We start from the raw sequence: 20,810 nt of genomic DNA, 5'->3' as shown, positions 1-20,810 counted from the left end.
GCAGCGCGTCACCGCCGCGATGGAAGCAGCCGGAGCGAGGGCCACTGCCGAAGCGCCACTGGCGTGGATCGCACTGGAGGCCAACCGCACGGTGCATCGCCATGAACTGCGCGTCCGCTACTGGCCCGGCGGTGGGGATGAGACGCTGCTGGCCCGCGCCCATGCGCATGGCGCGGATATCGAGTGGCTGGCCGGCTAGTCGGTTGCAGCGAGGAATTCCTCCATCGCGGCGTTGACCTTGTCCGGCGCTTCCCACGGCACAAAATGCCCGCAATCGGGGACCTGCACGATGGTGAGCGGATCGATCAATTCATCCAGCCCTTCGAGGTTTTCCGGCGGCAGCGCGAGATCATCGAGCGCCCAGATCACCAGCGTCGGAATCGACAGCTTCGGCACGGGCGGCGGCGCGTAGCCTTCCGGCAGTTCGAACGGCTCGTCCATTGTCGGCACCACCATCCGGCTCGCGCGGTAGTAATTGAGCATGCCGAAGCACGCATCGCGATCTTCCCAATCCTTCAGCAATTGCGCGCGCTCTTCAGCGGGCATGTTGTCGGGCCGGTCCCAATTCACTTCCTGCTTGAGAATGCCGGTAATCCCTTTCGCTCGGATAAGGTCGTCATTGGCCGGGTCGCGAAAGGCGCGGATATACTGGCTCGCCGCACGCTGGACCGGGTTGGTGTAGAGCAGCCGCTGGAACACCGCCGGATGGGGCGCATTGGCAATTATTGCACGGGTCACACGCGCATGCTGGCCGCCAAGCGCCACGCCCCAGGCGATCGCGCCGCCCCAGTCATGGCCGACGATTGTGAACTTCTCGATGCCCAGCGCGTCGGCGAGCAGGAACACATCGCCAATCAGCTTGGCCGGTGCATATGCCTCGACCTCCTGCGGCTTGGACGATCCGCGATAGCCGCGCTGGTCTGGTGCAACACAGCGGTAGCGGTCACTGAAATGCGCGATCTGGTGGCGCCAGGTGCGGTGGCTTTCGGGAAAGCCATGTAGGAAGATCAGCGCGGGCCCATCGCGCGGGCCTTCGTCTACCACATCGAGCTCGATCCCGTTGGCGAGCGTGACGCGCTTCTGCTCCATTGTCAGCTTTCCGCTTCCATCTTCTCGATATAGCCCGCGGCAACCATTGCCGCGACCTGGTCGAACAGCTGGTCAGGTGTGCGGCGCAGTTCGCCCATCGCCTGTTCCATGCCTTCGGCGACGATGATCTCTCGCTCGCCATTGGCAACGGCATCGATCATGGTCCGCGCCGCATCTTCCGGACGGATGCCCTGGTCGATCGCCTTGTCGCTGCGGCCACGCTTGCTGCCGTCGGAGGTCAGGGCGTTGCGGCTGACATTGGTCGCGATCGAGCCGGGGTAGATGACATGGACATTCACGCCCTTGTTGCTCAGTTCCGCCCGCAGCGCATCGGCATAGCCCGCGAGGCCAAACTTCGCTGCGCAATAGGCGGTGCGCATCGGCACGCCGACTTTGCCCGCGATGGACGAGATAAACAGCAAATTGCCTGAGCCTCGCTCGGCCATATGGCCGATCAACCTTTGGGTGAAGGCGATCTGCGCTGTCAGGTCGATATCGATGATCTCGCGATAGACCTGCATGCCGGTGTTGAGCGCCTGGCTGCGCTGCGAGACACCGGCATTGGCCACAGCGATATCGACGCCGCCTTTCCATGCCAGCGCCTTGGTGGTCGCATCGGCCAGCGCGGCATCGTCGCGCACATCGAACGGCAGCACCAGCGCTTCGCCGCAATCCGCCGCCACTTCGCCAAGGCGCGCTTCATCGCGGCCCGAGAGGATGATATGCGCGCCGCGGCTCGCCCATTCACGCGCGAGTGACGCACCGATGCCGGAGGATGCGCCGGTGATCCACACCACCTTGCCGTTGAAATCCATTTTTGTGTCTCTCCCTTGGCGCTGTGTTTCAGTCGCTGCGTGTCAAAGGTTGTTCGGGGATCGGGATCCATTCCTCCTCGTCGCCCGGAACCTTGGGGAAGCGCCCTGCGCTCCAGTCCTCCCGCGCTTGCCGGATTCGTTCGCGGCTGGAGCTGACGAAGTTCCACCAAGCGTGGCGCGGGGTCGAGAAGGCTTCGCCGCCGAGCAGCATGATCCGCCCGCCGCGTTCGCTCGAAAGCGTCATCGTACGGCCGGGCGCAAGCACCGAGAGTTCGTAAAGGCCAAGCGCTTGCCCATCGACACTGGCCTCTCCGCCGACCAGCATCACAGCACGCTCGTCCGCTTCGGCTTCGATCGGTAAAGCGCCCGACGGCGCAAGGACGATTTCGGCATAGATCGTGTCGGCATAGGTGGTGGTGGCCGCGCGTTTGCCCCATAGCTCGCCCATGATGACGACGGCCTTGGCGCATTGGTCCTCCACCACGGGCAAGTCCGTGACCGCTTCGAAAGCCGGGTCGATCTCCTCGCGCCCGTCTGGCAGGGCAAGCCAGGTCTGCATACCGTAGAGTTTTGGCCCGGTGGCGCGTTCCTCGGCGGGCGAGCGTTCCGAATGGACGATGCCGCTGCCTGCGGTCATCAGGTTTACCTGCCCGGGGCGGATCGTGGAAAAGCTGCCCAGGCTGTCGCGATGATCGATCGCGCCTTCAAACAGCCATGTAACCGTTGCCAGGTTGATATGCGGATGCGGGCGCACGTCCATCCCGCTGCCGAGATCGAGTTGCGAAGGGCCGAACTGGTCAACGAAGATGAACGGGCCGACCATCGTCCGCTCGCGCTTGGGCAGCACGCGCCGCACCTCGAACTGGCCAAGGTCATGCGTGGTGGGGGTAATGGTCTGCTCGATCATGTCTGGTCCACCTTGTGCTCGCCCGGTGCGCGCGCCCTGATTGCCAGGGCATGCACCCGCTCGCCGGGAATGTCGCCCAGCGCGGCATTGACCATGCGTTGGCGCTGGAGCCGCGAGACGCCCTCGAATGCGGGGCTTTCGATCACTACGGTGAAATGCGATTCGCCGCTGCCATCATCGCCCGAATGGCCATGATGATGCGCGCTATCATTGATCACATCGAGGTGGGTGGGGCTAAGCGCTGCACGCAGCAGGCGCTCGATTTCCTGGGCAACAGTTCCGGTCATGCTTTTGAATTTGGGGGTTCCCTTCGCGCTTGTCCATGCCCATCCTATGCTAGTGAAGCAAACCAGGTTCCACGGACGTTACGAAGACACTGGCAGGGTGTGCGAGCACCCCGCTTGCGATGAGGCGGGCGAATTCCGTGCGCCCGGATATCGCAGCAGCGGTTTCGACGGGCCGGGCGAATATCGCTGGTTCTGCCTGCAGCATGTGCGCGAATTCAATTCGGAATATGACTGGTTCGAAGGGATGAGCGCGGAGGAAATCGTCGAGGCGCAATCGCCCGCGTCCGGCTGGAAGACCGAGAGCCCTAGCTTCCGCCCCACTGCGGGCGTCGATGGTATGCCGCGCTGGGCCGACTTCGAAGATCCGCTCGATGCGATCAGCGCCCGGGTAGGGGGGATCCGCAGCCGCGCCGAACGCGAGGCGAAACTGGCAATGGATGGCCGCTTCAGCCGCGAGGAAGCGCGCGCGCTCGACACCATGGGGCTGGGGCTCGACACGGATCGCAAGCGGCTGCGCCAGCGCTATTCGGAGCTGGTGCGGCGCTATCACCCGGACCGCAACGGCGGCGATCGCAAGTTCGAAAACCGGCTCAACAATGTCGTGGAAGCCTATCAGTTACTGCGGAAAAGTTCCGCCTTTTCTTAAGCGCCCGCCTCGATCAGCGTCTGGTCGATTGTCAGCCCTTCAAGGTATTTGGGGCGCTGTACCAGCCGATCGACATAGGCGCGGAAGCTCGGCCGTTCGGGGATCGAGCCGAAGCGCAGGCCCCAGATAAACTGGCTACCCAGATAAACGTCGGCCATGGTGAACCGGCTGCCTGCGGCGTGATCATTGGCGGAGAGCCAACCATCCACCGCGTCAAGCGTGAGGTCCAGCGATCCGAAACCGGCCATCCCACTGCGCCCCTCCGGCACTTCCCAGCCCATGGCCCGCGCCACCACCGCCTGTTCGAGAGGTCCGGCCGCAAAGAACAGCCAGCGGAAATAGGCCGCTTTCTCGTGCGTGTCGGGCAGCAGTCCGGTATCCGGATGTGTCTCGGCCAGGTAATGACAGATTGCCGCGCATTCGGTCACGACGTGGTCATGCCCGCCATGGTGATGCACCAATGCGGGCACCTTGTTCATCGGATTGATCGCCGTGAATGAGGGCGGGCGCGATTCCCAGGTGAACACCTGCTGCTCGTAGTCCGCGCCCGATTCGTGCAGGGCCCAGCGCGCAATCTGCCCGCGGCTCATCGCGACGGTATAGAATGTGAATTCGGCCATTTCGTCTGTCTCTCCCGGTTTGCCCGCTCAGTCCTGCCTGAATGCCCAGCGCAGCGTCTTGCCCATGCTCCAGGTCGCCGCCCGCGCGGGCAGGGCGGCAATTCCCGGGCGGGTCAGGCCCAGCATCGTGCGCGCAAACGGCGGCAACATTTCGACCGCATCGGCACCCAGCATCGCTTGCAGGCCGGGCGGGGTTCCCGGCGCGCGCTGCGTCAGCACAAGTTGTGCGACTTCGCGCGCGGCGGGAGACGTGCGCAAATCCTCCCTCAGCTCGCGGAAAAGCTCTTCCGCCTCATTGCGGCTGGTGGGTACGGGATCGGCACCCAGCGCCCGCGCTATCACCGCGAACTGCCTGTAATACTCATCCTGTTCATGTCCCGGCATATCTGGCCGGACATGGCGCTTGTACCCCGCCAGGAAACTGCTGGCTTCGGTCACGTGAACCCAGGCCAGCGTCCGCGGATCGGTGGCCGAATAGGGCGCGCCGTCGGGTAGTGTTCCCGCCACTTGCGAATGGATGCGGTTGACCCGCTCGATCGCCTTCATTGCTTCGTCGCGGTGGCCGAAGGTGGTGACGGCGATAAAGCGTGCGGTGCGGCGCAGCCGCCCATGCATGTCCTCGCGGAAATTGGAATGGTCGAGCACGCCCTGCAATGCCGCGGGATGAAGCATCTGCAGCAGCAGCGCGCGGATACCCCCCACCATCATCCCGACAATATCGGCATGGACCAGCCGGATCGGCGAATCGCGCTCGAACAGGGCATCGTCCGACACTGGCACCGGTTGCTGCCCGGCAGAGGTATCGTTGAACACGCCACGGACCCGCTCGACGAGGCTCAGGCGCAGTTTCTCGATCGGATCGGGCGGCGGCATCGCGCATCAATATACCGATTGTGAGCCTAATGAAAATGTTGGCGGCTGGGCGCTTGCAGCAGCCATCACTCCCGTCTAGGCGTTGCGGCACGATGCAAAACCTGATGCAATCCGATTACGACGGCACCGCCAACACGCTCTTCGCCGCGCCCGACACGACGATCGACGTCCGTGACGCGTTCGGGATCGATGTCGACTGGCAGGTGCCCGCCTTCAGCCTTGCGGACGAGCGCGTTCCGGAAGTCGACCCCAGCTATGTGTTCGATCCGGACACCACGCTGGCGATCCTGGCCGGCTTTGCGCACAACCGCCGGGTAATGGTGCAGGGCTATCACGGTACCGGCAAATCGACCCATATTGAACAGGTCGCAGCGCGCCTGAAATGGCCCAGCGTCCGCGTGAACCTTGATGCGCATATCAGCCGTATCGACCTGGTCGGTCGCGATGCGATCGTGCTGCGCGACGGTTTGCAGGTGACCGAATTCAAGGAAGGCATCCTGCCCTGGGCGCTGCAGCACCCGGTCGCATTGACCTTTGACGAATATGACGCGGGCCGGCCGGACGTGATGTTCGTGATCCAGCGCGTGCTGGAAGCGCAAGGCGCGCTGACCCTGCTTGACCAGAACAAGGTGATCACGCCGAACAAATATTTCCGCCTGTTTGCGACCACCAACACGGTCGGGCTGGGTGACACCAGTGGGCTCTATCACGGCACGCAGGCGATCAACCAGGCGCAGATGGACCGCTGGAATATCGTGGTCGCGCTCAATTATCTCGCGCCCGAGGTCGAGCAGGAAATCGTCAAGACCAAGAGCCCGGAAACCGATGACAAGACCATCGCCAACATGGTCAAGGTCGCCGATCTCACCCGGCAGGGCTTCATGAACGGCGATATCTCGACGGTGATGAGCCCGCGCACGGTGATGACCTGGGCGCAGAATGCCGAGATTTTCAAATCGATCGGCTTTGCGTTCCGGCTCAGCTTCCTCAACAAGTGCGACGAGGCGGAGCGCACGCTGGTGAGCGAATACTATCAGCGCGTCTTCAACGAAGACCTGCCTGAAAGCGCGGCTAAGAAGCTCTGATCTGGACGCTCGGCTTCAAGGCCCGAGAAATTGCTCGCCATCGCTGTATTAATTGGCTAACACAGTATGATGTTCGCCTGGCTTCGATCCCCCCGTCGAACCAAGTCTGCCCGTTCGCGCGATTGGGATGATCGCCCGGAAGCGGGCTTTTATGCGCTGCAAGACCCCTATGGCAGCGCGCTCGACGATTTCGACGAGAGGTTCGACTGGGACCCGGCCGCCCCGCGCAAGCGGCGCTGGCACTTCTGGAAACGCAAGGAGACGATCGCCCCCCCGCGCTTCGGCGAACGTTGGCAAGAGCCGGAGACCCGATTTTGGCAGCCCGCCCATTGGCGCGGCCGGCGCAAGCGCTGGTGGGCGGTGCGGATTGTCGCCGCGATCCTGGCGTTGTTCATCGCGTTGGTCGCGTGGCTGGCGATAACCGCGCCGCTCGGAAAGTCGCTTGAACCGATTGCGCCACCGCAAATCACCCTGCTGGCATCGGATGGTACACCGATTGCGCGCAGCGGTGCCTCGGTTGAAGCGCCGGTGGACGCCAGCAAGTTGCCCGATCACGTAGTGGGGGCATTCCTCGCGATCGAGGACCGCCGCTTCTACAGCCATTGGGGCGTCGATCCGCGCGGCATCGCCCGGGCCGCCTGGACCGGGGTGGGCGGAGGCAGCACCATCACCCAGCAGCTGGCCAAGTTCACCTTCCTGACGCCGGAACAGACACTGACCCGCAAGGCGCGTGAAGCGCTGATCGCATTCTGGCTGGAGGCATGGCTGACCAAGGACGAGATTCTCTCGCGCTACCTCTCCAACGCCTATTTCGGCGACAACCAGTATGGCCTGCGCGCGGCCAGCCTGCATTACTTCTACCGCCAGCCGGAAAAACTGCGCCCTGAGCAGGCGGCAATGCTGGCGGGCTTGCTCAAGGCTCCCTCGCGCCTGGCGCCGACCAGGAATTACGAACTCGCGCGCGAGCGGATGAGGCTGGTGCTCGCGGCGATGGTCGAGGAAGGCTACCTGACCGAGCAGCGCGCCGCTTCGCTGCGTGCGCCGCGGCTGGATGTGCGGACCCGCAACCGCCTACCCACCGGTACCTATTTCGCTGACTGGGCGCTGCCGATTGCGCGCAAGGATGCCGAAGCGAGCTATGCCAAGCTGAACCTCACCACCACGCTTGACGCGCGGTTGCAGGGGATCGCCGGGCGGGTCGTCTCGCGCGCGCCACTGGGCAAAGCGCAGGTGGCGCTGGTGGCAATGCGCCCGAACGGCGAAGTGGTGGCGATGATCGGGGGCAAGGACTACCGGAATTCACCGTTCAACCGCGCCACGCAGGCGCGCCGCCAGCCCGGCTCCACCTTCAAGCTGTTCGTCTACCTCGCTGCCTTGCGCGCCGGGATGAAGCCGACCGACAAGATCGACAATTCGCCGATCCTGACCGGCTCGTATCGTCCGAAGAATTCGCGCGATGCCTATTCCGATAGCATCACGCTTGAGGATGCCTTTGCCCGGTCGAGCAATGTCGCGGCAGTGCGCTTGCTCAACCAGGTCGGCAGTAAGCGGGTGATTGCCACCGCACGCGACCTCGGCGTGACATCCGATCTGCCGGAAGGCGATCCCAGCCTGGCGCTGGGCACGTCCACTATGACGCTGCTCGAACTGACCAGCGCCTATGCCGCAGTGGCTGCCAATGCCTATCCGGTTGAACCGCATGCCTTCCCGCGCGAGGAACCGGGCTGGATCGAATGGTTGTTCGATGGCCAGTCGCGCTTCTCCAGCCGTACTCACAATGACATGGAGCGCCTGCTGCGCAGCGCCATCAATCGCGGGACGGGAAGGGCGGCGATGCTGTCAGCCCCCAACTTCGGCAAGACCGGCACGACGCAGGACCATCGCGATGCGCTGTTCGTCGGCTATGCCGGGGACCTGGTGGTCGGGGTGTGGGTCGGCAATGATGACAATTCCCCGCTTAACGGCGTGTCCGGGGGCGGCCTGCCTGCGCGGATCTGGCGCGATTTCATGCGCAATGCCCTGGCCGACACCACAGCTGCCGAACCTGTCGAGGCCCCTGACCCGGAAGGCCCGATCCAGCCGCTCGATATCGACGGCCTACAGGATATCCCGATCGATGAGAACGGATCGACGCTTTCGATCGAGCAGGATGGCTTGCGAGTGACAACTGAAGTTGAAGGTGTGCCGGTCGAAGTCAGGCTGACCGAGGATGGTTTGAAGCTGGAACCGGTCGAACGTTAACCCTCGCGGTCGGCCATCAATATGTTCATGATAGCGGTCGCAATCGGCCGTTCGCGATCGTCCTGCCACGCCTCTACCGACACGTTCGCATTGCGCCGCCCCAGCCGCGTGATCCGGCCCTTGGCGTAAGTGACCTTCTGCTTCCCCGCGCTCAGGAACTGGACGGTAATGTTGATCGGCTTCAGCTGCGGGTTGCGCCCGTCGCGCTGCAACCGCGCTCTGAGCGCGGCATAGCCCGCCGTCTCCAGCAAGCCGCTGGTTGCGCCGCCGTGAAGTGCGCCCGGCCTGCCCTCGACAACACCGCTGAACGCGATCTTGAGCACAGGCATGCCGTCTTCGATGTCGTGCGGCTCAATCCCCAGTGACCGCGCATAGGCCGTCAGGTAGCGTTCGAGATCATGCTTGGCTGGCACTGCGCGGATCCCTTGCAATGGTCATGAATACGCCAGCCATGGTTGCCACCGGATCGGCCGGATCCTCGTCATAGGCGATTCCGCGGACGAAGGCGGCGGAGCGGGTGCGGCGATAACACTCGACACGACCCTTTACCGCGCTGCGCTCCCTTGCCGGGCGTTGATAGTCCACTCTCAGATCAAGCGTGGCGACCGGCGAGAAGACCTTGCTCGCAGTCCAGATGCTCATGCCCGATGCCATGTCGAGCAGGCTGATGATCGGGCCTGAAGCCAGCACATGGCGCTCCTCTTCCCCCAGCAAGTCTTCGCGCCACGGCAGTTCCAGCTCGACCCAGTCATCCCCGTGATCGCTGTAGCGCAGCCCGAGCCAGCCGGTGTGACCATGGCGGAAGAAAAATCCAGCCGCCTGCTTGGGATCAAAGGGAGGTAGGGGAGTAGGCATTGCGATCCTGGTTCCGAGTTAATCGTGTTATTACAATCTTTTAACTTCTTAGCGAGGGTGGGCTCGGCCATTCTGCGCAGGCCACCGCGGCAGTCATGCCGGGTGCGTTTAGCGTGGAGACTAACTTATGAATATTCCGCAAATCGATTTGAACTCGCTCCCCGGACTTGACCTTGCCACTGGTCTTTATGGCAGCGCAACGCAACTCGCGGCAAATTATGACGATACGATCGTGGCGATCATGGTCTACGTCTACGATGTCATCACCCGCTGACACGTTCGCTCAGGACTGTTGAGTTGCGGATCGATCCCCGAATTGCGGCGCTTCGTGGCGATCGTGCCGCGCAGCGCCGCTCGCGCCAGGCGATGGCAGAAACGCGGCAGCGCTGGCTGGCGCTCGATGGCACAAGCGCTATTCTTGCCGAATTTCGCCGCTTTGCGGGCGGTGAGGACGTGGACAGATTGCCTGTGCTTGGCGAGCTGTTTCGCTCAGTCGGGAAAGCGCAGGACTTCGTTGCCGACTGGAGTGCCGGCCTCGTGGCGACCTTGCGCGAGCATCCCCTGGCGCAAATCCCGGCGCGCCACCACCATGCCGGGGGATATTCCATGGTGCAGATCGCGGCTGAGCGAGGAGCGGCGCTGGCGGTATCGTCCTATGCCCGGATTGATGCGCCGGCCGAAGCCCGTTCTGCTGTGTTCTCCGACCGGGTCCAACATGAAATCGTCCTGGCCGGGGCGGGAGCGGGCCGGATCTTCCGGATTGCGGAAGACAGGACGACATCGGCTGCAATTGATGCTGAAGCTTGCGACTGGCAGGTTGGCGACCGCATTACCATCGAGGGCGAAGCGATGTGCCGCCAGGTTGAAAGCGTGCATGGCCGGCTTGTGACGCTGCAGCTGACCCGTGTGCCCGAGCAACCCGAGCCAACCCGCGAATTCGCCTATCCGGGTGGAGAGCTGCTGATGCAATCGAGCGGCGACAAGCGCGCCAGCCAGCACGAAATGGCGATCGCGGTACTGGGGGCGATGGGCCGCACCGACGCCGCCGCTGCCATCGGCCGACACGCCCGCAAAGGGCACGATCACACCCGCTGGGAGGCGCTGCGGCATACGCTCGCACTCGATCCGCAGCTTGGGTTCACATTATTGTCGGACATTGCCCGATCTGCGGGCGATCCGCTGTCCGCCGCGGCCGCACAACTCGCCGCGCAGTTGCGACAGGCCTATCCGCAACTCGGGAAACGAGGGGAAGTGGCGTGCCCCGTCTGATTGACAGTCCCTCCCGCGAGCAATGCAGCCTGGGCGAATGTGTAGAGGCGATTGCGGCGATGCACTTCGACCCCCGATGCGAAGAGCGGCTGGCAGAGGGCGCACATTGGTTGCGCAAGCTTTGTAACAATCGGACGTTCCTGGGTGACTTGCTGATCGAGCAACTCAAGGCCGCGGGCAAGAACGCCCAGGTCAATAGCGACTATGGCCCGCAAGCGATCATGCTTAGCCCGCTGTTCGGCAATGTATTCCTGCGCGCCAATATCTGGCCGTCAAAGCGCGACCATTGCTTCCAGACGAGCGGTGCCAGGACCTTTGTCTATGGCATTCCGCACGATCACAATTTCTCTTTCCTGACCTGCGGCTATTTCGGCCCCGGATACCGCAGCGACTATTACGAATACGACTATGAAATGGTGACGGGCTATGCGGGGGAACGGGCGCAGCTTCGCTTCAAGGAGCGCAGCGCGCTGAGCGAAGGCAAGCTGATGCTCTATCGCGCGCATGAAGACATCCACAGCCAGGTCCCGCCGGAAAGCCTGTCGGTCTCGCTCAACGTGATGCATGTCGATCCCGCGCAGCATTGGTATGACCAGTACGGCTTCGATCTGGAGGAAGGGAGCGTGACGCGGGTGCTCAGCCCCAATTCGACCGAAGTGTTCCTGCGCGTGGCTGTGGCAACCGGGCTGGACGAGGCGCTGGACCTTGCCGAATGTTTCGGGCGGAGCCATCCGAGCGATCGGCTGCGGCTGGCGAGTTATGAAGCGCGCGACCTGCTGTTTGGCGATGCGGGTAGCCGCGATGCTCTGTGGCGCGAGGCGGAATTGTCGGGCAACCGGATGCTGGAAGCTGTCGCGCGGCAGAAGCGGTCGGCGCTCGAAGTCAGTTAGAAGGCATTCCCCGCCAGCGCATCGATCGCGCCTTGAAGAATCACTGCGGCAGCGTGGCTGTCGATCTTCTCGGCGCGTTTGGCCCGGCTCATGTCCTGCCCGATCATCGCGGCTTCTGCGCTTTGAGTCGACCAACGCTCATCCCACAACAGCACCGGCAGGGCGAAGGCCTCTGCCAAATTGCGGGCATAGGCGCGGCTCGCCTGCGCGCGCGGGCCCTCGCTGCCGTCCATGTTACGCGGCAGGCCGATCACGATCCCGGCGATGCCGCGCTGCTTGATCAGCGCCGCCAGCGCCTCGCGATCGCGCCCGAACTTGCCGCGGGGCAGGGTCTTGCCCGCCGTGGCGAAACGCCAGCCGGCGTCGCAAGTGGCGATGCCAATCGTCTTGGTGCCAAGGTCGAGGCCGAGCAAAGTGCCGCCATCGGGCAAAGCCTCGCGCAGTTCGCCTGCGCGGTCGGTGATCAAGGGCGCTTCGCCCACGCTTCCACTCGCCGGGCGACATCGGCCTGCACATTGGCCCAGAACAGCGGGATATCGTAGACGTGGTAATTGTTGCCGGGCAGTACATAGCGGCCCATTTCCGGCGGATCGCCGATCAGCAGCAGGCCGCGGGTGTCGCAGCGCGCGGGGACTGCCGCGGTGACCAGTGAACCATTGCTCAAGTCGCCATCGGGCTTGAGCGTGCCGAGGTTCAGCGTGGCGGGAGCAGCGCTTTCAGCGCCGCCGGTCAGCGGGTTGGTACACAGGATCGGGCTGGTGCCGCGCTTCACGCCATCGAAGCCAGTGGACCCGGCGTAGGTTTCGAGCAGCGGCGAGGGGTCAGCCGGCTCGGCGAAGCTCGACCAGCTCATGATGCAGCCGGGCTGGTTTTGGCTGGAACAGCGGGGAAGGCCCAGCGCCGGAAGGTCATGCTGGATAGAAACAGGCCAGCCCACAGCGTATACCGCAGCGACACGCGCAGCGAGCGGCGTTCCCGCTATGTCCTCCTTCAACAGCCTCAACAAGTGGAGCGTCCCCTGGCTATGCCCGGCAAGGACGATCGGCGTGCCCGGTTCGGTTTCCGCCACGAAGGCGGCGAAGGCCTGTTTGACATCGCTATAGGCGGCATCGAGCGCTTGCTGGGCTTCGGTCTGGTCAGTCAGGAAAGCGCCAAAAGTGGCCTGGCGATAGCGCGGCGCCCAGATTGCCTGTGCGCCATTAAATGGGCTCGCCATGCCGCGCAAATAGATGCCTGTGACGCGGTTCGCTTCGGCATCATCCAGCGGCGCGTTCCAGTTTGAGCGATCCAGATAGCTGGTGGGATGGACGAAGAACACGGCAAAAGGCGGCGGCCCCGGCTCTGCCGGTGTCGGCAGCAGTCCGCGATCATTGGCATAGCCAGGTTGCCAGCGCGCAGGGTCCTTGTCCGTTGCCAGCCCCGGATGCGAATACCACATCGCCGGATCGGCATAGGCGTTCTGCGCAAGTGCCGAGGGCGCTTCGAATTCGGCTGAAGGGACCATCGCCAGCGCGGTCAGCTCTTGCGCCCAAACGCGCAGCACGATCGCGGCGGCAATCACCAGCACGATGATCGCGGCAATCACATAGAGGAACTTCTTTGCCATCGCTGGCTTACTCGCCGGACGGGCCTTGCTCGGCCTTTGCGGGGCGCAGCGTGGTCCAGGCCCGATCGCCGCGCAGGCTGGTGTACCAGCTCACCGGGTTCCAGGTGGTCGAACCGTCGAGCGAGAAGGTGATGAATTCGGCGCGTCCACCGATATTCTCCAGCGGCACCGGCCCCATTAACCCGCGCGGGCTGTAAAGCTCGCGGCTGTCGGCCGAATGGTCGCGGTTGTCGCCCATCACGAAGACATGGCCTTCAGGGATGGTCATCTCGTCAAAATTGTCGAGCGGCTGGTCTTCCAGATGGTCGATCACGAGATAGCTCGCGCCATTGGGCAGCGTTTCGCGATAGGCCGGCACTTCGAAATACTGTTTCCCGTCGGCTTCGCGAACCAGATAGTTGGTGAACGCGCTGAGGCAGGGGCCGCCTTCGCACAGCAGTTCCGGTTCGAACGGGATCTTCACCGGCGGCACCACTTCGCGCTTTACCGGCACGCCGTTGAGGATGATCCGGCCATCGCGCACGGCAATCCGGTCACCCGGCAGCGCGACCACGCGCTTGATGTAGTCTTCGTCGCGGATCGGATGGACTGGGATCACGATATCGCCATATTCCGGCGTATCGGCCCAGATGCGCCAATCGCTGCGCGGCAGCAGGTGAAAACTGGCCGAGGCCCAGCTCCAGCCATAGGGATATTTGCTCACCACCAGCCGGTCCCCAACGTAAAGCGTCGGCATCATCGAGGTGGAGGGGATGTAGAACGGCTTGGCTACCAGGCTGTGGAACGCCAGCACAGCCAGCAGCATCAGCGCCAGCCCGCGGATCTCGGCGATCCAGTTGACCTTGTCCTCGGCGGCTTTCCCGTCCGTCTTTTCGATATTCGTGTTCACAGTGTCAGTGCCGGTCTGCATATCTAAAGGGGCCGTGCTTCGATGATGACGTAAGCCTGGGCCCATGGATGATCGTCGGTGAGGGTGAGATGAATGAGCGCCTCATGGCCATGCGGCGTCAATTCCGCAAGCCGATTCGCCGCGCCACCTGTCAGAGCGAGCGTCGGAGCGCCTGATGGGGCGTTGATAACGCCGATGTCTTTCATGAATACCCCGCGCCGGAAGCCGGTGCCCACGGCCTTGCTGAAGGCCTCTTTGGCGGCGAAGCGCTTGGCATAGGTGCCGGCAATGGTGAAGGGGCGGCGGCGCGCCTTGGCGATCTCGATTTCGGTAAACACGCGCATCTCGAACCGCTCGCCAAAGCGATCCAGCGAATTCGCGATCCGCTCGATATTGCAGAGGTCGGAGCCGAGCCCGATGATCATCCGTTCGCCTTTAGCAGCAGCGCGCCGAGCAGCATCAGCGCGATCCAGTGGAGCAGCACTTGCCCTTTGACCAGATAATGCGCGGGATCGCCCTTTGCCAGCTTCAGCGTCATCGAATAACCGAAGATTTGCAGCACAAACCAGCCGATCGCAAAAACAACGATAACCCGATTGCTGAGCGCATAGCCCAGCAGCGCGATGCTCAGCAGGAAGGGGATAGCGCCGGCCAGGGCCCACAAGGCTTGTGCGGGGCTGGCAGCGTTGTTCACCGCGCGTCGTCCATCAACTGGCGCATCCGCCGCACCGCATTTTCCAGGCCGACGAACACTGCCTCGCCGATCAGGTAATGCCCGATGTTGAGTTCGGCGAGCTGGGGGATCGCCGCGATCGGCTGGACGTTTTCGTAGGTGAGGCCGTGGCCGGCGTGCGGCTCGATCCCGTTCTTGGCTGCGAGCGCGGCCATGTCGGCGATTCGCTTTAGCTCGGCAGACAGTTTCTCGGCGTCGCCATCAAGATGCGCGTGGGCGTATTCGCCGGTATGGAATTCGACCACCGGTGCGCCGAGGCGCAGCGCAGCATCGAGCTGGCGCTCGCTCGCCTCGATGAACAGGCTGACGCGGATGCCGGCGTCCGCCAGCCTCGTCACGATCGGGGCGAGCTGATTGTGCAGCCCTGCCGCATCAAGCCCGCCTTCGGTGGTGCGCTCCTCGCGCTTCTCGGGGACGATGCAGGCTGCGTGCGGCTTGTGGCGCAGCGCGATCGCCAGCATTTCTTCCGTCGCCGCCATTTCCAGGTTGAGCGGCAGGTCGGTCGCAGCCTGAATCCGCGCGAGGTCCTCGTCGCGAATGTGGCGCCGGTCTTCGCGCAGGTGCGCAGTGATCCCGTCACCGCCAACGCGGGCCACGATCTCTGCCGCGCGCACCGGATCCGGATGGTCGCCGCCGCGGGCGTTACGGATGGTCGCAACGTGGTCGATGTTCACGCCCAGCCGCAAGCGGCCCGGATTGTGGACGCCGGCCATGTCAGGCGCGGCTGCCCGGCTTGGTGACCGGAATGGCCGCGAGTTCTGCAGGGACCTCGTCTTCAGCGTAGGTCGGGAAATTGAGTGCTACCAGCGGGAAAAACGGCACGCCAAGGTCAGCCTCGCCGCCCGAACGATCGACCAGTGCGACTTCGGCGATGACTTCGCCGCCTTCGGTGCCGACCGCATCGATCGCCTCGCGGCTGGAGAGGCCCGTCGTGACGACATCCTCGACCATTAGCACCCGTGCGCCCGGCTCAAGCGCGAATCCACGGCGCAGGTGGAATACTCCATCGGGGCGCTCAAGGAACATCGCGTCCTTGCCCAGGGCGCGGCCCATCTCGTGCCCGATGATGAGGCCACCCATGGCAGGCGAAACCACGACATCGATCTTGCTGCGAATCTCCCGCGGCAGCTTTTGTGCCAATGCCAGCGCCAGCCGCCCGGCGCGCTCGGGATTCATCAACACCCGGGCGCATTGCAGGTAATGTGCGCTATGCCGCCCGGACGAGAGCTTGAAGTGCCCTTCCAACAGGGCGCCGCAGCTACGGAATTCGGACAGCACTTCGTCTTCGGTCATGCGTGAGTTATCCCCAATCTTGCGCTGGTTGCACCGGGATCATCCGGCCTTGCATAATTTTCTCCCTAGAAGCGCTTGAGGCAGGGGGCAAGCGCGCCTATAGGGCCGGTCAATCCTGGCAGTAATGCCGGGTGTTTGGGTTGGCTGTCGCGGTTTATCGCTTTAAACCGTGGGGGTTACAGAACACGAATGAAGCGGAAAGCGTCAGACAGATGATTTTGCGTCACATGGGCCGCCGTGCCTATCTTCTTATCTCCATGCTCGCCATTGCCGTGCTGCTTGCGATTGCGCCGCGCACCGCGCTGGCACAGGATGAAGCTGCCGCTGCCGCGGAAACCACCGCTGTGGAAGCTGCTCCTGCCTACACGCCGATGGCGCCGACCGCAGGCAAAGGTATGCCGGTCGATGGCCGTCTCGGCTTTCAGGAGCAATTCTCCCCTAATGGCGATTACGCCCTGTGGATGCATGACTCGATCCTGCTGCCGATCATCACGATCATCAGCCTGTTCGTGCTCGGCCTGCTGCTGTGGGTGATCGTGCGTTACAACCGCCGCGCCAATCCGACCCCTTCGAAGACGACGCACAACACGCTGATCGAAGTGATCTGGACCGTGGTGCCAGTCATCGTGCTGCTGGTGATCGCGGTTCCCTCGATCCAGCTCCTCGCCAAGCAATACCAGACCCCGCCCGAAGACGCCGTGACAATCAAGGTCACCGGATACCAGTGGTATTGGGGTTATACCTATCCCGACAATGGCGGGTTTGAAGTGATCTCGAACATGCTTTCGGCTGAAGATGCGGTAAAGGCGGGCGAGCCCTACCAGCTGGCCGTGGACAAGCGCATGGTTGTGCCGGCGAACACCCCGCTGCGCATCCAGACGACCGCGGCTGACGTGATCCATGCCTTCGCCGTGCCGAGCCTGTGGTTCAAGCTGGACGCTGTGCCGGGGCGCCTGAACGAGAAGATGCTGATCATCGATGAGCCAGGCGTCTATTACGGCCAGTGCTCCGAGCTGTGCGGCGCCCGCCACGGCTTCATGCCGATCACGGTCGAAGCGCTCCCGCGCGACCAGTGGGAAGCTTGGGTCCGCGAGCAGGGTGGCACCGTCGCCGGTGATGAAGTCGCTGCCGAGGCACCCGCCACAGACGCAGCCGCCGCAGCGCCCGCCGCCTGAACGAATTGAATAAGCCAGAGAGTATTTGAACGATGGCCACTACCGCAGAAGGTTTCGCTCCGCACGCCGATCATGCTCATGATCATGCGGACCACAAGCCGGGCTTCTTCGCCCGCTGGTTCATGTCGACCAATCACAAGGACATCGGCACGCTCTACCTGATTTTCGCGATCATCGCGGGGATCGTGGGCGGCGCCATTTCCGGCGTGATGCGGCTGGAACTGGCCGAGCCGGGCATCCAGTACCTGCAGTTCTGGGTAAACCTGCTGGGTGGTGACGGCACCGCGATGGACCAGAACTACCACATGTGGAACGTGTTCATCACCGCGCACGGCCTGATCATGGTGTTCTTCATGGTCATGCCGGCGATGATCGGCGGCTTCGGCAACTGGTTCGTACCGCTGATGATCGGTGCGCCGGACATGGCCTTCCCGCGGATGAACAACATTTCGTTCTGGCTGACCGTGGTCGGCTTCTTCAGCTTGCTGTTCTCGATGTTCGTGCCGGGCGGCACGGGCCTGGGTGCAGGCGTGGGCTGGACCGTTTATGCGCCGCTTTCGACCACCGGCTCGCAGGGCCCCGCGGTCGACTTCGCGATCTTCTCGCTGCACCTTGCCGGTGCCGGCTCGATCCTCGGCGCGACCAACTTCATCACCACCATCTTCAACATGCGCGCGCCGGGCATGACGCTGCACAAGATGCCGCTGTTCGTGTGGTCGGTGCTGGTTACCGCATTCCTGCTGCTGCTGGCGCTGCCGGTGCTCGCCGCGGCGATCACCATGCTGTTGACCGACCGTAACTTCGGCACGACCTTCTTCGATCCGGCTGGCGGTGGTGACCCGATCCTGTACCAGCACCTGTTCTGGTTCTTCGGCCACCCTGAAGTCTACATCATGATCCTGCCGGGCTTCGGCATGATCAGCCAGATCGTGGCGACCTTCAGCCGCAAGCCGGTGTTCGGCTATCTCGGCATGGCCTATGCCATGGTGGCGATCGGCGTGGTCGGCTTCATCGTGTGGGCGCACCACATGTACACCGTCGGCCTCGACGTGAACACGAAGATGTATTTCACTGCAGCGACCATGGTCATCGCGGTGCCGACCGGCGTGAAAATCTTCAGCTGGATCGCGACCATGTGGGGCGGCAGCGTTGAGTTCAAATCGCCGATGGTCTGGGCGATGGGCTTCATCTTCCTGTTCACCGTTGGTGGCGTAACCGGCGTGGTGCTGGCCAATGGCGGCATCGACGACAACCTGCATGACACCTACTACGTGGTGGCGCACTTCCACTACGTGCTGTCGATGGGCGCGGTATTCTCGCTGTTCGCCGGGTTCTACTACTGGTTCCCGAAGATGAGCGGCCGGATGCACAGCGAATTCCTTTCGCACCTGCACTTCTGGGGCTTCTTCATCGGCGTGAACGTGATCTTCTTCCCGCAGCACTTCCTGGGGATGCAGGGCATGCCGCGCCGCTATCCGGACTTCACGGAAGCCTACAGCTACTGGAACCAGATCAGTTCGATGGGCTATTACATCATGGCCGGTTCGATGCTGATCTTCTTCGCCAACCTGGCCTACGCATTCCTGGCCGGCAAGAAGGCTGCGGCAAACCCGTGGGGTGAAGGCGCGACCACGCTCGAGTGGACGCTGTCGAGCCCGCCGCCGTTCCACCAGTTCGAAACGCTGCCGGTGATCGAGGATCATCACGATTACCACGATCACCGTCCGGTGCAGGCCTGACGCGCTGCCGCTGGGCGCAGAAAACGATCCGGAGGGCGCGCTGCAAGGTGCGCCCTTCCACTCAAGAGCCGGACGGCTCGCTTTGATTGAGACACGCAAGCGATGACTGCCACAACTGCAACCACCATGCCGGCCGATTGGCGCGATTTCCTCGCGCTGACCAAGCCGGGCGTGATGCGGCTGGTGATCTTCACCGGCCTGTGCGGATTGCTGGCAGCGCCGGGCTCGATCCATCCCGTGATCGGCTTCACCGCAATCCTGTGCATTGCCATGGGCGCTGGCGGTTCCGCCGTCATCAACCAGTGGTGGGAAGCGGAGATTGATGCAGGCATGAAGCGGACTGCGAACCGGCCGCTTCCGGCAGGACGCATGAACCCGACCGACGCACGCGACTTCGGTATCGCGCTCTCGGTCGCATCGGTGATCATCATGGGGCTTGGCGTGGGTTGGCTCGCGGCAAGCATCCTGGCGGTGGCGATCGTCTATTACGCGGTGATCTACACCATGTGGCTGAAGCCGCGTACGCCGCAGAACATCGTGATTGGCGGCGGCGCGGGCGCATTCCCGCCGATGATCGGCTGGGTCGCAGTGACCGGCGACGTCACCTTGATGCCGGTGCTTTTGTTTGCGATCATATTCTTCTGGACCCCGCCGCATTTCTGGGCGCTGGCGCTGTTTGTGAAGTCCGATTACGCCAAGGTCAGGAATCCCGATGATGCCGGTTGTTGCGGGCGAGCGCGCCACCCGCCGCCAGATCCTGGCCTACTCCATTCTGCTTGTGCCGATTGCGGTTGCGCCATGGCTGATCGGCGGCACTGGCGCGATCTACGGGCTTACCGCGCTGGCGCTGACGCTGGCATTCCTTGCGCTGTCATTTCCGGTTGCGTTCCGCACTTCGGTTGAAGGCGACAAGATGAAGCCGGAAAAAACGCTGTTCGCTTACAGCATCCTCTATCTCTTCGCGCTGTTTGCAGCGCTGGTGGTTGACGCTCTTGCGCGCCAGCAGGGGTGGATCGCATGACACCTGAAGATGAAGCCGAATTCCGCCGCCGCCAGAAGAGCCGAAATCTGGTGCTTGGCGGCTTGCTGCTGTTCATGGTGGTGCTGTTCTACGCAATCACCATCGTCAGGATCGGAGACGGATAGATGAATTCCGCCGCCCAATCGCTCGAACAGAAGAACCTCAAGACCGGCATCTATGCCTTTATGGGCGCGCTGGCGATGCTGGGGCTCGGCTATGCCGCCGTGCCGCTGTATGACCTGTTCTGCCGCGTCACCGGATTTGGCGGGACCACCCAGGTTGCGAGCGAAGCCGAGGCGCAGCGTGCGGAGCAGCTTGGGATGGCTGCAGGCAAGACCATTTCGATCCGCTTTGACGGTTCGGTCGCGCGCGACGTGCCGTGGACGTTCCGCCCTGACCAGACCACCGACACCGTGCAGATCGGCGTGCGCGACATGGCGACCTATGTCGCGCGGAACAATTCCAGCGTTCCGATCACCGGTACCGCGACCTTCAATGTCGAGCCGGAGCAGGCGGGCCGCTATTTCAACAAGATCCAGTGCTTCTGCTTTACCGAGCAGACGCTGCAGCCAGGCGAGGAAGTGCACATGCCGGTGCTCTACTTCATCGATCCGGCTGCGCTGGAAGACGAGAACATGAAGGGGGTCGAACAGATCACCTTGAGCTACACTTTCCACAAGTCGCTCAATGCGGCTGCGGAACCGGAATTGTAACACTCTGGACCCGTCCGCAGAGCCAATCTAAGGACGGGACCAATCAGATAAGAGCCGACAGACG

26 protein-coding genes and 1 pseudogene are annotated in these 20,810 nt (G+C 63.2%); 12 read left to right on the top strand and 15 right to left on the bottom strand.

The window, feature by feature from the left end; genetic code table 11:
• Nucleotides 1-19 precede the first annotated feature (19 nt).
• Nucleotides 20-199, top strand: coding sequence for a DUF2332 family protein (locus G6N82_RS14920; RefSeq protein WP_241255180.1), 180 nt, complete (start codon nt 20-22; stop codon nt 197-199).
• Here the strand turns inward: G6N82_RS14920 and G6N82_RS03565 are convergent.
• The 4 genes from G6N82_RS03565 to G6N82_RS03550 are packed head-to-tail and all read right to left on the bottom strand — an operon-like array spanning nt 196 to nt 3,098.
• A complete protein-coding gene (locus tag G6N82_RS03565; RefSeq protein ID WP_165193783.1) occupies nt 196-1,089 on the bottom strand; it encodes an alpha/beta hydrolase in 894 nt (297 codons plus the stop codon). The two genes, G6N82_RS14920 and G6N82_RS03565, sit on opposite strands and share 4 nt — an antisense overlap.
• A gap of 2 nt (nt 1,090-1,091) precedes the next feature.
• Nucleotides 1,092-1,904: an SDR family NAD(P)-dependent oxidoreductase gene (locus tag G6N82_RS03560; protein WP_165193781.1), complete on the bottom strand. Its 813-nt coding sequence runs from the start codon at nt 1,902-1,904 to the stop codon at nt 1,092-1,094.
• Between the two features lie 28 nt (nt 1,905-1,932).
• Complete coding sequence (locus tag G6N82_RS03555; RefSeq protein ID WP_165193778.1) at nt 1,933-2,811, bottom strand: pirin family protein; 879 nt, start codon at nt 2,809-2,811, stop codon at nt 1,933-1,935.
• Nucleotides 2,808-3,098, bottom strand: coding sequence for a BolA family protein (locus tag G6N82_RS03550; RefSeq protein WP_165193775.1), 291 nt, complete (start codon nt 3,096-3,098; stop codon nt 2,808-2,810). Before G6N82_RS03550 ends, G6N82_RS03555 begins: the two co-directional genes overlap by 4 nt.
• A gap of 52 nt (nt 3,099-3,150) precedes the next feature.
• On the opposite strand from G6N82_RS03550, the gene G6N82_RS03545 reads away from it, so the two are divergent.
• Nucleotides 3,151-3,744 (top strand): J domain-containing protein, encoded by a 594-nt coding sequence (locus tag G6N82_RS03545; RefSeq protein WP_165193773.1) that lies wholly within the window; start codon nt 3,151-3,153, stop codon nt 3,742-3,744.
• On the opposite strand, the gene G6N82_RS03540 is transcribed toward G6N82_RS03545, so the two are convergent.
• Both G6N82_RS03540 and G6N82_RS03535 read right to left on the bottom strand, forming a co-directional pair.
• The gene (locus G6N82_RS03540; RefSeq protein WP_165193771.1) at nt 3,741-4,364 is read right to left on the bottom strand and encodes a glutathione S-transferase family protein; all 624 of its coding nucleotides are present in this window, start codon (nt 4,362-4,364) and stop codon (nt 3,741-3,743) included. The genes G6N82_RS03545 and G6N82_RS03540 overlap by 4 nt on opposite strands.
• Nucleotides 4,365-4,391: 27 nt before the next feature.
• Nucleotides 4,392-5,237 carry an oxygenase MpaB family protein gene (locus tag G6N82_RS03535; RefSeq protein ID WP_165193769.1) on the bottom strand — a complete coding sequence of 282 codons (846 nt, stop codon included), beginning with the start codon at nt 5,235-5,237 and terminating at the stop codon, nt 4,392-4,394.
• A 104-nt stretch (nt 5,238-5,341) separates the two neighbouring features.
• Here G6N82_RS03535 and cobS point away from each other — a divergent pair, with 104 nt between their 5' ends.
• On the top strand, nt 5,342-6,322 hold the full coding sequence (gene cobS, locus G6N82_RS03530; RefSeq protein ID WP_165197931.1) for a cobaltochelatase subunit CobS: 981 nt from the start codon (nt 5,342-5,344) through the stop codon (nt 6,320-6,322).
• A gap of 66 nt (nt 6,323-6,388) precedes the next feature.
• On the top strand, nt 6,389-8,563 hold the full coding sequence (locus G6N82_RS03525; RefSeq protein WP_241255179.1) for a transglycosylase domain-containing protein: 2,175 nt from the start codon (nt 6,389-6,391) through the stop codon (nt 8,561-8,563).
• Here G6N82_RS03525 and G6N82_RS03520 read toward each other — a convergent pair.
• Both G6N82_RS03520 and G6N82_RS03515 read right to left on the bottom strand, forming a co-directional pair.
• Nucleotides 8,560-8,976, bottom strand: a complete 417-nt coding sequence (locus G6N82_RS03520) for a PaaI family thioesterase (protein WP_241255178.1) — start codon at nt 8,974-8,976, stop codon at nt 8,560-8,562. The genes G6N82_RS03525 and G6N82_RS03520 overlap by 4 nt on opposite strands.
• On the bottom strand, nt 8,960-9,418 hold the full coding sequence (locus G6N82_RS03515) for a PaaI family thioesterase (protein WP_165193767.1): 459 nt from the start codon (nt 9,416-9,418) through the stop codon (nt 8,960-8,962). Before G6N82_RS03515 ends, G6N82_RS03520 begins: the two co-directional genes overlap by 17 nt.
• Nucleotides 9,419-9,545: 127 nt before the next feature.
• Between G6N82_RS03515 and G6N82_RS03510 the strand changes: the two genes are divergently transcribed.
• Genes G6N82_RS03510 through G6N82_RS03500 form a run of 3 tightly spaced genes read left to right on the top strand, consistent with a single transcriptional unit; the run spans nt 9,546 to nt 11,577 of the window.
• On the top strand, nt 9,546-9,692 hold the full coding sequence (locus tag G6N82_RS03510; RefSeq protein ID WP_165193765.1) for a hypothetical protein: 147 nt from the start codon (nt 9,546-9,548) through the stop codon (nt 9,690-9,692).
• A 23-nt stretch (nt 9,693-9,715) separates the two neighbouring features.
• Nucleotides 9,716-10,687 carry a hypothetical protein gene (locus G6N82_RS03505; protein WP_165193763.1) on the top strand — a complete coding sequence of 324 codons (972 nt, stop codon included), beginning with the start codon at nt 9,716-9,718 and terminating at the stop codon, nt 10,685-10,687.
• Nucleotides 10,675-11,577, top strand: coding sequence for a transposase (locus tag G6N82_RS03500; protein ID WP_165193761.1), 903 nt, complete (start codon nt 10,675-10,677; stop codon nt 11,575-11,577). Before G6N82_RS03505 ends, G6N82_RS03500 begins: the two co-directional genes overlap by 13 nt.
• Here G6N82_RS03500 and ruvX read toward each other — a convergent pair.
• Genes ruvX through pyrE form a run of 7 tightly spaced genes read right to left on the bottom strand, consistent with a single transcriptional unit; the run spans nt 11,574 to nt 16,098 of the window.
• Nucleotides 11,574-12,044 carry a Holliday junction resolvase RuvX gene (ruvX, locus tag G6N82_RS03495; protein WP_206520287.1) on the bottom strand — a complete coding sequence of 157 codons (471 nt, stop codon included), beginning with the start codon at nt 12,042-12,044 and terminating at the stop codon, nt 11,574-11,576. The two genes, G6N82_RS03500 and ruvX, sit on opposite strands and share 4 nt — an antisense overlap.
• The gene (locus G6N82_RS03490) at nt 12,041-13,183 is read right to left on the bottom strand and encodes a DUF3089 domain-containing protein (RefSeq protein ID WP_165193757.1); all 1,143 of its coding nucleotides are present in this window, start codon (nt 13,181-13,183) and stop codon (nt 12,041-12,043) included. The genes ruvX and G6N82_RS03490 overlap by 4 nt, the downstream gene beginning before the upstream one ends.
• A 7-nt stretch (nt 13,184-13,190) precedes the next feature.
• Nucleotides 13,191-14,093, bottom strand: coding sequence for a signal peptidase I (gene lepB, locus G6N82_RS03485; protein WP_165193755.1), 903 nt, complete (start codon nt 14,091-14,093; stop codon nt 13,191-13,193).
• A gap of 2 nt (nt 14,094-14,095) precedes the next feature.
• Nucleotides 14,096-14,497 (bottom strand): holo-ACP synthase, encoded by a 402-nt coding sequence (acpS, locus tag G6N82_RS03480; protein ID WP_165193753.1) that lies wholly within the window; start codon nt 14,495-14,497, stop codon nt 14,096-14,098.
• Nucleotides 14,494-14,766 carry a pyridoxal phosphate biosynthetic protein gene (locus G6N82_RS03475; protein ID WP_165193751.1) on the bottom strand — a complete coding sequence of 91 codons (273 nt, stop codon included), beginning with the start codon at nt 14,764-14,766 and terminating at the stop codon, nt 14,494-14,496. The genes acpS and G6N82_RS03475 overlap by 4 nt, the downstream gene beginning before the upstream one ends.
• Nucleotides 14,763-15,518 (bottom strand): pyridoxine 5'-phosphate synthase, encoded by a 756-nt coding sequence (locus tag G6N82_RS03470; RefSeq protein WP_165193749.1) that lies wholly within the window; start codon nt 15,516-15,518, stop codon nt 14,763-14,765. Before G6N82_RS03470 ends, G6N82_RS03475 begins: the two co-directional genes overlap by 4 nt.
• 1 nt (nt 15,519) lies before the next feature.
• A complete protein-coding gene (pyrE, locus tag G6N82_RS03465) occupies nt 15,520-16,098 on the bottom strand; it encodes an orotate phosphoribosyltransferase (RefSeq protein WP_165193747.1) in 579 nt (192 codons plus the stop codon).
• 212 nt (nt 16,099-16,310) lie between these two features.
• Here pyrE and coxB point away from each other — a divergent pair, with 212 nt between their 5' ends.
• From coxB to G6N82_RS03445, 5 genes and pseudogenes are all read left to right on the top strand, one after another.
• Nucleotides 16,311-17,273 (top strand): cytochrome c oxidase subunit II, encoded by a 963-nt coding sequence (coxB, locus tag G6N82_RS03460; protein WP_165193745.1) that lies wholly within the window; start codon nt 16,311-16,313, stop codon nt 17,271-17,273.
• 32 nt (nt 17,274-17,305) lie between these two features.
• Nucleotides 17,306-19,012: a cytochrome c oxidase subunit I gene (gene ctaD / locus G6N82_RS03455; protein ID WP_165193743.1), complete on the top strand. Its 1,707-nt coding sequence runs from the start codon at nt 17,306-17,308 to the stop codon at nt 19,010-19,012.
• A 102-nt stretch (nt 19,013-19,114) separates the two neighbouring features.
• A pseudogene (locus G6N82_RS03450) lies at nt 19,115-20,033 on the top strand (heme o synthase).
• Nucleotides 20,030-20,158, top strand: coding sequence for a hypothetical protein (locus tag G6N82_RS15130; protein ID WP_277601953.1), 129 nt, complete (start codon nt 20,030-20,032; stop codon nt 20,156-20,158). The pseudogene G6N82_RS03450 and the gene G6N82_RS15130 overlap by 4 nt, the downstream one beginning before the upstream one ends.
• Nucleotides 20,159-20,746 (top strand): cytochrome c oxidase assembly protein, encoded by a 588-nt coding sequence (locus G6N82_RS03445; RefSeq protein WP_165193741.1) that lies wholly within the window; start codon nt 20,159-20,161, stop codon nt 20,744-20,746.
• Nucleotides 20,747-20,810: the final 64 nt, after the last annotated feature.

It is taken from the genome of Altererythrobacter sp. BO-6, assembly GCF_011047315.1.
Taxonomy (GTDB): Bacteria; Pseudomonadota; Alphaproteobacteria; order Sphingomonadales; family Sphingomonadaceae; genus Erythrobacter.
Note: the sequence above shows the minus strand (reverse complement) of the source record. Positions and strands in the feature narration are given on the sequence as shown.